The 12,221-nt window shown below is 57.2% G+C and carries 12 protein-coding genes; 5 read left to right on the forward strand and 7 right to left on the reverse strand.

Annotated elements, in window-relative coordinates:
• Nucleotides 1–24 precede the first annotated feature (24 nt).
• On the forward strand, nt 25–1,416 hold the full coding sequence (locus ABMA60_RS13610; RefSeq protein WP_392804001.1) for an aspartate aminotransferase family protein: 1,392 nt from the start codon (nt 25–27) through the stop codon (nt 1,414–1,416).
• 99 nt (nt 1,417–1,515) lie between these two features.
• The gene (locus tag ABMA60_RS13615; RefSeq protein WP_392804002.1) at nt 1,516–2,952 is read left to right on the forward strand and encodes a phospholipase D-like domain-containing protein; all 1,437 of its coding nucleotides are present in this window, start codon (nt 1,516–1,518) and stop codon (nt 2,950–2,952) included.
• 36 nt (nt 2,953–2,988) lie between these two features.
• Here ABMA60_RS13615 and ABMA60_RS13620 read toward each other — a convergent pair whose 3' ends face one another.
• On the reverse strand, nt 2,989–3,876 hold the full coding sequence (locus ABMA60_RS13620; RefSeq protein ID WP_392804004.1) for an SDR family oxidoreductase: 888 nt from the start codon (nt 3,874–3,876) through the stop codon (nt 2,989–2,991).
• A 126-nt stretch (nt 3,877–4,002) separates the two neighbouring features.
• Here ABMA60_RS13620 and ABMA60_RS13625 point away from each other — a divergent pair, with 126 nt between their 5' ends.
• Nucleotides 4,003–4,935 carry an AraC family transcriptional regulator gene (locus ABMA60_RS13625; protein ID WP_392804006.1) on the forward strand — a complete coding sequence of 311 codons (933 nt, stop codon included), beginning with the start codon at nt 4,003–4,005 and terminating at the stop codon, nt 4,933–4,935.
• A gap of 97 nt (nt 4,936–5,032) precedes the next feature.
• A complete protein-coding gene (locus ABMA60_RS13630) occupies nt 5,033–5,683 on the forward strand; it encodes a hypothetical protein (protein ID WP_392804008.1) in 651 nt (216 codons plus the stop codon).
• A gap of 66 nt (nt 5,684–5,749) precedes the next feature.
• On the opposite strand, the gene ABMA60_RS13635 is transcribed toward ABMA60_RS13630, so the two are convergent.
• The 3 genes from ABMA60_RS13635 to ABMA60_RS13645 are packed head-to-tail and all read right to left on the reverse strand — an operon-like array spanning nt 5,750 to nt 8,641.
• On the reverse strand, nt 5,750–7,567 hold the full coding sequence (locus tag ABMA60_RS13635; protein WP_392804010.1) for an ABCB family ABC transporter ATP-binding protein/permease: 1,818 nt from the start codon (nt 7,565–7,567) through the stop codon (nt 5,750–5,752).
• Nucleotides 7,564–8,427, reverse strand: coding sequence for a pseudouridine synthase (locus ABMA60_RS13640; protein WP_392804012.1), 864 nt, complete (start codon nt 8,425–8,427; stop codon nt 7,564–7,566). Before ABMA60_RS13640 ends, ABMA60_RS13635 begins: the two co-directional genes overlap by 4 nt.
• Entirely contained in the window at nt 8,420–8,641 is a 222-nt protein-coding gene (locus ABMA60_RS13645; RefSeq protein WP_392804014.1) for a hypothetical protein, read from the reverse strand. The genes ABMA60_RS13640 and ABMA60_RS13645 overlap by 8 nt, the downstream gene beginning before the upstream one ends.
• A gap of 128 nt (nt 8,642–8,769) precedes the next feature.
• Here ABMA60_RS13645 and ABMA60_RS13650 point away from each other — a divergent pair, with 128 nt between their 5' ends.
• Entirely contained in the window at nt 8,770–9,345 is a 576-nt protein-coding gene (locus ABMA60_RS13650) for a hypothetical protein (RefSeq protein ID WP_392804016.1), read from the forward strand.
• 13 nt (nt 9,346–9,358) lie between these two features.
• On the opposite strand, the gene hda is transcribed toward ABMA60_RS13650, so the two are convergent.
• The 3 genes from hda to ABMA60_RS13665 are packed head-to-tail and all read right to left on the reverse strand — an operon-like array spanning nt 9,359 to nt 12,140.
• Nucleotides 9,359–10,054: a DnaA regulatory inactivator Hda gene (gene hda / locus ABMA60_RS13655; RefSeq protein WP_392804018.1), complete on the reverse strand. Its 696-nt coding sequence runs from the start codon at nt 10,052–10,054 to the stop codon at nt 9,359–9,361.
• The gene (locus ABMA60_RS13660) at nt 10,054–11,010 is read right to left on the reverse strand and encodes a hypothetical protein (RefSeq protein WP_392804020.1); all 957 of its coding nucleotides are present in this window, start codon (nt 11,008–11,010) and stop codon (nt 10,054–10,056) included. The genes hda and ABMA60_RS13660 overlap by 1 nt, the downstream gene beginning before the upstream one ends.
• 38 nt (nt 11,011–11,048) lie before the next feature.
• Nucleotides 11,049–12,140, reverse strand: coding sequence for a DUF2066 domain-containing protein (locus ABMA60_RS13665; RefSeq protein WP_392804022.1), 1,092 nt, complete (start codon nt 12,138–12,140; stop codon nt 11,049–11,051).
• Nucleotides 12,141–12,221: the final 81 nt, after the last annotated feature.

Below are 12,221 nucleotides of genomic sequence, written 5' to 3' on the forward strand. Positions count from 1 at the left end.
ACTGCGCGAATCCAAGGAGCCGCCATGACCCAAGTTGAGCACGATGTTGACGCCTTAAAAGACTGGGATAAAACCCACGTCTGGCATCATCTGACCCCCGGCCAATCGGCCGCCGCCGGTCTGCCCATGTTCGTGCGCGGCGAAGGTTTGCGCCTGTGGGACAGCGACGGCAACGAATATCTGGACGCCTCCGCCGGTGGTGTCTGGGTCACCAATGTCGGCTATGGCCGTACCGAAATCGCCGAGGCGGTTTATCGCCAGTTGACCGAACTGAATTATTTCGCCGGTTCCATGGCCAGCAAGCCGGCGGCTGCCTTTGCCGAAAAACTGATCAGCAAGATGCCCGGCATGAGCCGGGTTTACTATTCCAGTTCCGGTTCGGAAGCCAACGAAAAAGCCTTCAAGATGGTGCGCCAGATTGCGCATAAACATCATGGCGGCAAGAAACACAAAATTCTCTACCGCGAGCGTGATTATCACGGCACCACCATCGCCGCGCTCAGTGCCACCGGCCAGAGTGAACGACGCGATCACTTCGGTCCTTTTGTGCCGGGCTTTGTCGAATTCCCGCACTGCTGCGAATACCGCAATCAGTTTGGCGACGTCGATGGCGATGTCGTCAGTTATGGCGAGCGCGCTGCGGCCGCCATGGAAGAGGTGATACTGCGTGAGGGTGCCGATACCGTCGGCGCCGTTATCATTGAACCGATTACCGCCGGCGGCGGCATCATCCCGCCACCGGAGGGTTACTTAAAACGGGTGCGCGAGATTTGCGATCAATATGACGTACTGCTGATCATCGACGAAGTGGTCTGTGGTCTCGGCCGCACCGGTGCCTGGTTCGGTTACCAGCACTACGACATCACCCCCGATATCGTCACCATGGCCAAGGGCGTCGCCTCCGGTTACGCCGCTATTTCCTGCACCGTGACCACCGAAGGCGTCTATCAGTTATTGCAGGAAGCGCCTGACGATAATCTGGGTTACTTCCGCGATATCTCCACCTTCGGCGGTTGCCTCTCGTCGCAGGCGGCGGCGCTGGCCAACCTGGAGATCATTGAGCGCGAAGCCCTGGTGGAGAACAGCGCACGCCAGGGTGAACGGCTACTGGCGGGCTTACAAAAGCTGGCACAAAAACATCCGCTGATTGGTGATGTGCGCGGTAAAGGTTTGTTTGCCGGTCTGGAATTAGTCACCGACCGACGCGCCAAAACACCCGCTGACGAAAGCATTCCTATGGCCATTGTTGCCCGTTGCAAACAACTGGGACTGCTGATCGGCCGCACCAACCGCAGCCTGACGGGGTTCAACAACACCCTGAATTTCAGCCCGGCGCTAACCGCCACCGATCTAGACATCGATACCCTGGTGAATACACTCGATCAGGCGCTGACCGAAATCAGCGACACGTTATAATTTCTTAGATCTTCGAGAAGCGGCAAGGATGCCGTCACACCATTGCAAAGACTGACTGCATTGGGCAATCTCGCGGCTTGAACATAGTAAGGAAACTGCATGAATCACTCCTCTATTGCTCTGTATCGTTCTCTGTGTCTGGCTGTGTTGTGCAGCCTCTTGTTAACTGCCTGCAGTTCCATGCCGCAAGGTTTATCCGCCACCGGACCGGTTCGGGCCACGGATAACGTCGATTTCTTCTACGACCAGACGTACCGCCAAAGCGATGGCGACGAAGTCGTCAACCAGCAAGTTATGGATGAAATTCTAGCGCTGATCGACAGCGCCGAATCCATGCTGGTGCTGGATATGTTCCTGTACAACGACTTCGCCGGTGAGACTGCTTACCGGCCACTATCAAACGAATTGACGACAGCGTTAGTCCGCGCCAAAGAACGTCATCCTGACATGCCAGTGGTGCTGATCACCGACCCTTTCAACACCCTCTACGGTGGCATGGAATCGCCCTACTTCGATCGCCTGGAAGCGGCCGGTGTGGATGTAGTAACCACCGACCTCGCCAAGTTACCGGTGTCCAACCGCAGCTGGACCACGCTGTGGACCCTGTGCTGCCGTTTCGTGGGCAATAGCAGCCGAGGCGGCTGGCTGCCCAACCCGGTCGGCCCCGGAAAAGTAACGCTGCGTTCCTACCTGCACTTGCTGAACTTCCGTGCCAACCATCGCAAAACATTGGTGGTGAATACCGGCACCGAATGGCGCGCTCTGGTGACGTCAATGAATCCCCACGATGCCAGCAGCCGTCACGACAACAACGCCGTTACCTTCACCGGTCCGGCCGCGCTGGATTTACTGCAAACCGAACGCGCTGCCGCCCTGATGTCCGGCTTTGAAGCCGCCGAGAACTGGCCCGAGGCACCGCCTGTCGCCGATGAGCTGGATGCCGACGCCGACTTCAGCGTGCAGGTACTGACCGAAGGCGCGATTGAAACCGGGCTGTTGACGCTGATCGACTCCTCCGATGAAGGCGACCAGATCGATCTGGAAATGTTCTACCTGGCATCACGGCCGGTGATCAAAGCGCTGATCCGGGCCCATGAACGCGGCGTCGAACTGCGCGTCATTCTCGATCCCAACCGGGATGCCTTTGGCCGCGAGAAAAACGGCATTCCCAATCGCCAGACTGCCTGGGATTTGCATGACGAAGGCATCGCCGTGCGCTGGTGCGCCACCGAGGGCGAGCAATGTCACCGCAAGTGGATTCGTCTGGATCGTGCCAATGGTGAAACCCAGGTCATCACTGGCTCTGCCAACTTCACCCGACGCAACCTCCATAACCTCAATATGGAGACCAGCGTGCTGGTAACGGTACGCTCCGATCACCCGGAAGTGATCGCCATGCGGAACGATTTTGACCGTTCCTGGAGCAACCCCGACGACAGCGTCTTCAGTCTCGACTACGCCGAGTTCTCTGATCACAGCCGCTGGCGTTATGGCATGTACCGGTTTATGGAAGCGACCGGAATGTCGACGTTTTAACCTAAAAAAGCAGCCCGGAGGCTGCTTTTTTTTGCTTTAGAAATACCCCGCCTGATCCATATCGCTCAGCAGATCCGGTCCGCTCGGTTGCCAGTCAAGTTGCTGACGCGTCCAGTCGCTGCTGGCGCGGTTATCGATGGCGGCAAAATGCACGAAACCACCAAAGTAATCCGCTGCCTGCTCAGGTCTCACTGAGTCGACCGGCAGATTGAGGTGCTGACCGATGGATTCAGCGATGGCACCAAACTCAATGCCCGTCTCCGCCACGGCATGAAAGCGATCACCCGGTTCAAACCCCTTGCTCAATACCAGAGCAAAACAACGGGCAGCATCCAACCGATGCACCGCTGGCCACTGGTTTTGCCCCTGGCCGACGTAGGCGGCACGTCCCTGACGACGGGCAATATCGATCAACATCGGCACGAAACCATGGTCGCCCTGACCATGCACCGATGGCGGCAAACGCACGGCGCCGACGGGCATTCCTTGTTGCGCCAGTTCGTCCAACAAAGCTTCCATCGCTGAACGCGGCGACCTGGCGTGCGGGTAATCGGCACGGCTTTGTTCGGTCACGATGTCGGTCGAGGTAATCATACCGATGCCGGAAGTGACCAACAGCGGACGATCTGGCTTGGCCAGTGCCGAGATAACCGCGCGTTCGGCAGCGCAGTTTTCAGTAAAACGACTGAAATCATGATTGAAAGCGGTATGAATGATAGCGTCGGCTTTGGCCTCTTCAGCCGCCTGCGCCAGGCTGTCCGGCTGATCCAGATCGCCCAGGTAGCTGCTGACACCCGCTGCGGCCAATTTGGCTTCGCCGGCTGCATTACGCGCCAGACCGATGACCTGATGACCTTCTTTAACTAATTCCTCTGCGACCGCCGAGCCGACAAAGCCGGTGGCGCCGGTTACCAATACTCGCATGTGACTTCCTCTTACTGGTTTGACACTCAACCGAAGTACGGTTGAATGCTGGCCAGCTTAAGGCGTGACTATTGTACGATCTATGCGGTAAAGTCCTAACTTCTTTCGCAATCATCCAAATCCATCATGGACCCACTCTCAGACCTGCTGTCCCTGCTGAAGTTGCGCAACTACCTGAGCGCCGGCTTCGATGTTGGCGACGACTGGCTGGTGCAGTTCCCCGATCAGCAACAAAGCATTAAGTGCGGCGCCATCCTCAACGGCGACTGCTGGCTAGCGGTAGAAGGCGTGGACGAAGCCGTTCATCTGCAGGCGGGTGACTGCTTTGTGCTGCCCTGGGGTCGTCCTTTCCGGCTCGGCAGCGATTTGAACGGCCGATGCGTTCCGGCGCGCGACCTGTTTAATGCACTCGGCCAGGGTACGATTTCAACCTATCAAGGCGGCGGTCGGTGTTATGGCGTCAGCAGTCGGTTCGCGCTGAGCAGCCAACACAACAGCCTGCTGACGCAACTCTTGCCCGCCATTGTCCATATTCGTGAAGACCAGGGGGCAGCTTCGCTACGCTGGTGTGTCGAGCAGATGATGCAGGAGATGCGCAACCTTCAGGCCGGCAGCACGCTGGTGATAGAACACCTGGCGCATATGATTTTGATCCAGGCCTTGCGCCTGCATCAGCAAAGCGCAACCGATTTGCGCCAGGGCTGGTTATTCGCGTTGCAAGATCCCGCCATTGGCCGGGCGTTGGAAGCCATTCATCAGCAGCCAGCCCAGCGCTGGACCTTGCAGTCCATGGCCGAACAAGCCGGCCAATCGCGCTCCAGTTTCGCCCAGCATTTTCGAACCAAGGTCGGTACGCCGCCGCTGGAATATCTAACCCAGTGGCGCATGTTGCTGGCCGGTGATCGCTTACAACGCACCGATGACTCGGTGTCGAGCGTGGCACTCTCCCTGGGTTATGAATCGGAAAGCGCTTTTAGTACTGCCTTTAAACGCGTGATGGGCTGTTCACCGCGGCAATACAGTTTGCAAGCGGCCGCTGCGACCGAACTTGCCGACTGATTGATCTGCCATGACCGCTTGGCTTTATGGCAAAGCGCCCCTTTAATAGCGATTGGCAACACTCAAACCGATGGCCATTAAAGGGAAGCCAATACTTATGACGTTCAAGTCTCTCAGTGCCGTTCTGGTGCTCAGCCTGATACTGACAGCCTGCTCAACGATGGAAAGCATTAAATACCAGGGCACTCAAGTTTCCGCCGATAAACCGCTCTGGCTTTCGGGCGTTCGTGAAGAAAACCGGGAATTCACGGCACAGTTTCCGGAGCGGGTATACAGCGAACATTTTGAAGTGATCAATGCCGGCTATTGGTTAGCTCGGTCGAATCCAGGGCAACTGGACCTGTTCTTGGTTTATGCGTTCGACCTTAATGTCATCAAACACTTCGACCAGGTAGTTTACAGCCGGGCTATCCTGCATAACCCCGCATCACCCGATGAACCGATTGAATATCGCAGCCCGTTAAGCACAACATCAGGTTCTTCCAATATCACCCATGGACCTGTTGAAGGGGCCGTTTTTGGCGCTGAATATCATTTAATTTATGAAGTCTATGCCGACCCCGAATACACTCAGTTATTAGAACGCATCGACCAACCGATTGTCTCTCCGGCTGACAATAGCAGTGGCTGCATTGAAATCCATCCGGGTTACAAGGAGGTTTACTTTTCGAGAGTCCCCAATATACGCCATGGCGAAGAGACCTTTATCCCCTCTCAATATATAGAATTGTATTGTCGCAGACGCTGATTAGGGGGCCGATGCAGTCGGCTAAGTGACTGCATCGGCTTCATCTCACTTCAGCCACAGCCTTGATCAAGAATCCGATTCATCGGCCTGTTCTCGCTCCTCCCCCTGACGCAATTGCGTGCGCCACAGATCCGCATAAACACCCTGTTGTGCCAGCAACTGCTGATGCGAGCCCTGCTCGACCACCCAACCATCACGCAAAACCACAATGCGATCGGCATCGATGACCGTCGACAACCGATGGGCAATAACGATGGAAGTTCGGTTCCGGGAGACTTCGTTCATGGCCGTCAAAATGGCTTGCTCGGCATGAGAGTCGAGCGCTGAAGTGGCTTCATCGAATAACAAAATCGGCGGGTTTTTCAGCAACACCCGGGCGATAGCAATACGCTGTTTTTCGCCACCAGAGACTTTCAGACCACGCTCGCCGACTCGGGTATCGGCGCCGTCCGGCAGATGGGCAATAAAGTTATCCAGATGCGCCATGCGGATGGCTTGCCAGACGTCGTCATCGCTGGCGTCCGGCCGTCCATAGCGGACGTTATTGAACAAGGTATCGTTGAACAGCACGGTATCTTGCGGTACTACGCCGATGGCGGCGCGCAGGCTGGCCTGAGTGACCTCTTTTATCGGCTGACCGTCGATGCGCACTTCGCCGGATTGCGGGTCATAGAAGCGAAACAGCAGCCGGCCGATGGTCGATTTACCGGCGCCACTGCCACCCACCAGAGCAACTTTCTGACCCGCTTCGATCTTCAGATTCAAGGACTTCAGAATGGTACGATCTGGATGGTAGCCAAAGCTCACCTCATCAAACTCGATAGCGCCGCGCTTCACGTCCAACGCCTTGGCATCGTCGGCATCGCGAATGCGCAGCGGCCGCTTCAGCAGACCGAATAGATTCTCGATATCGGTCAGGGCGCGACGAATTTCGCGGTAAACAAAACCAAGAAAATTCAGTGGAATAAACAGCTGAATCACATAGGCGTTGACCATCACCAGATCGCCGATGGTGATATTGCCGGCAACCACATCACCGGCGGCCAGCCACATCATCCAGGTCAGTGCCGCCGAGACAATCAATGCCTGGCCGGTGTTAAGCATCAGCAAGGACATGCGGTTTTTCAGCCGCGCATTCTCCCAGTCGGCCAGATTGCGATCGTAATTCTGCGCTTCCCAGGCTTCGTTACCGAAGTACTTCACCGTTTCGTAGTTAAGCAGCGAGTCGATGGCGCGGGTATTGGCCTGACTGTCCAGCGTATTGGCTTCGCGTACATAGCGGTTGCGCCATTCTGTAGTGGCAATGGTGAAGCCGACATAGATCAATACCGAAAACAGCGTGATCACGGCAAACCAGACATCGAAATTGATGATCAGGATGCCCGCCACCAGCGCCAGTTCCAGCAGCGTCGGGACGATATTAAACACCAGAAAACGCAACAGAAAGTGCACGCCGTTGGTGCCGCGCTCAATATCGCGACTCAGACCACCGGTCTGACGCGACAGATGAAAATCCAGCTCTAACTTATGCAGATGCTCGAAGACTTCCAGCGATGCCTGGCGCATGGCGCGTTCAGTAACGCGGGAAAACACCGCATCGCGCAATTCGCCAAAGGCGACAGAGGTAAAGCGGAAGAAACCATAGGCCAGTAAAAAAGCGACCGGTATCGCCACCATCTGAGCGCTTTTGTTATCCAGGCCATCAACGATGTGTTTCAGCGCCCAGGGCATGGCAACGGTGACGCCCTTGGCCGCGACCAGGAAGATCAGCGCCACCAGTACCCGACCCCGCCAGGCCCATAAATAAGGCCAAAGAGACCGGGCGATAAACCCCAGATCCAGCTGGTTCAGCGGTTTGCTGGTACTCGATCGATCACGCTTCATGACTTCTCCACGCTAGGATTAAGCAAAACCGCCTGAGGCGAATGTGCCGGCAACGCTTCGGTTTGAGCCGCTTCGGCCCCTGCCACTCTTAATTGAGCTTCAGCCAGCTGGGCCGCATCCGCCGCCGCTACACCTCGCCCAACCCAACCGAAACGGTTGATCACAGCCTGCCACTGCGGCGACAAACCGGCGAAGATAACGGTATAAATACCGGTAACCGGATGTTCAAACCCCAGCTGCATGGCCCGCAACATCAGGCCATCGTAGGGCAAATGCGCTTTGGCCCAGCGGTTTTGATGGCGATCGCCATAGCGCGTATCGCCCAGAATAGGATGACGCAGGTGCTTGAGGTGACGGCGGATCTGGTGTTTGCGTCCGGTCTGCGGCTGGCACTCAAGCAAGCTAAAACGCGCCTGCGGATAACGGCTGACCGGTGTATCCAGGGCGCTAATACCCAGGCGACGAAACAGCGTACGCGCTGGCTGAGCTTCTTTATCTGTCCGCGCCTGCCGATCAGCAATGGCGTCCAGTTCTTCTTTCAGCGGGTAATCGCAGTCGATTGATTGATCGGTAAAACCACGGGCGATGGCCCAGTAGGATTTACTGACGCGCCGCTCACGAAAGGCATCGGCCAGGGTACGTGCCACGGCATCAGTGCGGGCAATCAGCACCACGCCCGAGGTTGGGCGATCGAGGCGATGAATGGTGTGGACTTTGGCGCCTTGCCAATAGCGCTTAACGCGGCCGGCCAGGGTGTCGGTTTCGGCTTTGTCGAGCCAGCTGGGATGCATCAGCAGGCCGGCGGGTTTATCGACCGCGAGCAGATGATCATCTTCATAGAGGATGGTCAGTTCAGACATCCTCGTCCTCGTCGGCCAACTCGGTGCGCACCGTGGCGCCGCACTGCAGGCACTGACCTTCAATATAGATACGGCCGTTCAGTTCATACTCCCGTGGTTCGGTCATTCCCAGATCCAGCGCCTGGCAGTCGTTACACCAGGTGTTTTCCAGAAAGGCTTGCTGCTCCTCTGGGTCACGCTGATAGAAGTCGCGTTCGATCGGCTCGCCGCTCATCTTGTCTCCGCTGTTGTCATCTAGGCTGTTCGAAAGGATCGGCATTATAACGACCCTAAACCACGACTGTCGCGGATGCCGCTACAGATGGCTATAATGCGCGCCCATTTTCACCGAGCCAGACTGCCATGCAATTGCCCAGCTTTCTCGCCTTCGAAGTCACCGATGAAGAACAGGGTTATCCCTACGCTGTAGCCTGGACCTTGCCCAGCGGCCAGTACAAGGCCGTCTTGCTGCAACCGGAAGACGATTGGCTGATCGACTGGGACAGCGGCCAGCTCAGCGGTGGCGCACCACCGCTGGAAGATCTACGCGAACGCGGCGAAACCGTGCTCGATGTTTTGAAAGAATGGGCCAATGACTTCGAACAGGGTGAGGTCTACTGCGAAGATCCAGCCATGGCTCAGTATTGCCTGGATCTGATGCACGACGCTTACGGTCGTGACATGAGTGTCGAGGTGATCCCGGCGTCGGTCGCCTTCGAAGATTTCGATCCGCTCGATGTAGAGGATCAACGCCGCTTTATTATGGAAACCGAAGATCTGACCGCCATTCACGCCGAAGATGTCGCCCGCACCTTTGTGCATCTGTACGCCCGCATTCATGGCATCAGCGCTGAAGACATCGAACTGGAAACGCTGGTGCAGCCAGCGGACGATGGTGAGCTCGAAGACGAAGATGCTGACGGTCGCGCCGAGCGCTGAAGCAACGGCACCGTTACAGGCTGAGTACGTCCTTGATGAAAGGAATGGTCAAGCGGCGCTGCTCAGCCAGCGAGCGTTCATCGAGTTGCTCAAAGGCGTCAACCAACGTCGCCATCGAACGCGCCACGCGATTAATCAGAAAAGCGGCTACGTCTTCTTCCAGCGCCAAGCCACGGCGCCGGGCTTTCCACACCAGCCAATCAAGCTTCTGTTCATCGCTGAGCGGCTGCACCTGAAAGGTCAATCCCCAACTGAGGCGTGAACGCAGATCCGGCAATTCGATGGGTTGTTGCAATGGACTGGCATGGCTGGTGACCAGCAGCAACTTGCCACTGTCGCGCAACCGGTTGAACAGATGAAAGACCGCCTCTTGCCATTCTGGCTGGCCGGCAATCAGATCGATATCATCCAGCGCCACCACATCCATATCATCCAGACCTTCCAGCGCCTGCAGGCCGTACTCCAGGCAGTCCGCCATGGGCAGATAGATGACCGTCAGCCCCTGCCCTTGCAGTTCATGCACGCTGGCCTGCAGCAAATGACTGAGGCCGGAACCGGGAGCGCCCCAGAGATACATCAGTGTATCGTCGAGCCGCGCCAACGCATGGCGCAAAGCGCCCAAGGTCTGAGCATTGTCGCCAGGCAGAAAATCATCAAAGACGGCGTGTTCGCGAAAGGTCACGCCCAGCGGCAGTTGCCCGACCGTCATCAGCTGTCCTCCTGGCGCATACTTTCATCAATGGCATCGACCGGATCGCTCGCTTCCGTCAGCACCGGAGTGGAACCAGCAAGCGTCTTGTTATCGTCGAACCCGGCCAAAAGCGCCGCCAATAAAGCTATGGCGAGCACGACTCCGACCAGACCAAAGGCGGCAACACCAACAATGAGCGTAACGCCAACCAGCAGCAGCGATGCGGGTTTGATCTGTGCCCAGGCCGGTCCGCGCTGCGCCAGGCTGAACATCCCGGCTTCAATCACGGCGACCACAGCCAGCAGGCCATACATCAAGGGTGAAGGCCCCGACAACCAAACCACCGCCACGGCCAGCACCAGCGGCAAGGTTGGCAGCAAAGCAGCGAGACTGAGCAAGATCGCCAGCAGCCACCAGACCTCGATACCCATCAACCAAAACACCAGACTGAACAGCAGCAAGCGTCCGCCCAGTTGCAGCATCAGCACCCGCAAAACACCCCGAAGATGCTCTGCCCAATGTTGATAGCGCGACAAGAAGCTGGAACGGTGCCGGTTCAACCAGGCGGACACTGAGTGCGAACCCACCCAGCCAAGCACAAAACCCGCGGGTAACAGCAGCAGCCAGGCCAGGAAAGCCAGACTGACCACCGCTGCGCGAGCGAGCAGCCAGTTAAGCCAGGCCAGATCCACCGAGACCAGCAGCGCATCGGCGCGCGCACTTTGTTTAACCAGCAGTGGCCAGGCGCCATACACAGCGGCAAGCACCAACAAAGCGCCTAAACCAGCCCAAGCCATACCCTGCAGTGCGGATACCGGTTGATCGGAACGGCCGCTGCGCAACGCCACCGCCACCAAGAGCCCGGCCAGCAGCGGCGCTGCCACCGGCGCGGCCAATACCGCCAGGAAGATCAGCGCAAGCAGTAATATGACCGAGGTCAAACGATCGATGGGATTCCAGGTCGGCGTCGACATAGCTTCTATCCAAGGTCTAACAATTGCGGGCCAGGGCCTTAAAAGTTATTGGCGTTGGCCACCCACTGATACAGCAGTTCGGTATCATCGCGGCTTTCGACCGACACATCATCGTACTGAGACAGACGATCATCGAGCGCCAGAATATCGCGCAACTGGCCTTCACTGCCGCTGATTTCCAGATCAAAACGCACCGCGTCCGGCTCGACCTGACGCAGGGTCACACGGGTGATCAGATTCTGCGACTGCAGATAACGTTCCACCTCAGCCAGAGTAGCCAGGTTGTCGACGGCGGTAATGCGCAGCGACAGCTGACCGGCCAGCGTCGGATCCAGAACCACCGCATACTGGTTGGCCAGACGGATCGACATCTGGTCCACCAGCGCTTCCATCAAACGCGAGCGAGTGCTGGCAGTAACCTGATAACGGCGGCGTTCATCCTGAAGGCGATAAACAAAGTTCGCCTGAAGCTCATTACCCTGGCGCGATAACCGACCGATCAAGACGGCATCAGGCTGGTAGCGTTCAGAAGCGGTCTCGAGGTTATCGACGAACAGGCCGTACACATCGGTAAAGTCGACGTTCAGGGTGTCATCCAGATCCATGATTGGCAGCGTCAACGGGATACCGCGCTCGCGCGAATAGTCTTTGAGTCGTTGGGCAGAAGAACCCTGTTCGCTGTCGGCCAGAATGTGATCGTCACCTTCCAGACGATCCGCCAGCCAAACCAGGGTCACCGGGCGCTTATTGCCCCAGACTGGCAGGCTGTTGTCGATCAGTAATTGCTCGACCGCACCGCGATCGAACTGCATGACCATCAGCTTGGTCGGTACTGACTCGCCCAGGACGTTGGTCAGAGTGACGTCGCTGCGTTCAAAGCGGAAGGTTGAAAGAAAACGATTGGGAGATTCCACCGCCGCCGCTATGGGCTCAAGCTCGGTCACACTGTCGTTACCGGTGGCCCGGATCAACACTCGGCTGAGGGCTTCGGCAACGGCTTCGTCCTGATCATCCTGACCGGCATTCTGGGCCAGCACGGCTTGTTCGGAATAGAGGTCCAAGGTTCGGGCGGACCAGGCTGGCGCCACCACACAGGCCAGCAATAGAGCAAGCAGAATTCGCACAGACATCTTCGTCTTCTCAACTTGGCAAAGAGCGCTATTGTGACAGAGGACGATGAGAAAATCAGGCACCAGGCCACACCACCTGCC

The sequence above is a fragment of the Saccharospirillum sp. HFRX-2 genome, from assembly GCF_043196805.1.
Classification (GTDB): domain Bacteria; phylum Pseudomonadota; class Gammaproteobacteria; order Pseudomonadales; family Natronospirillaceae; genus Saccharospirillum.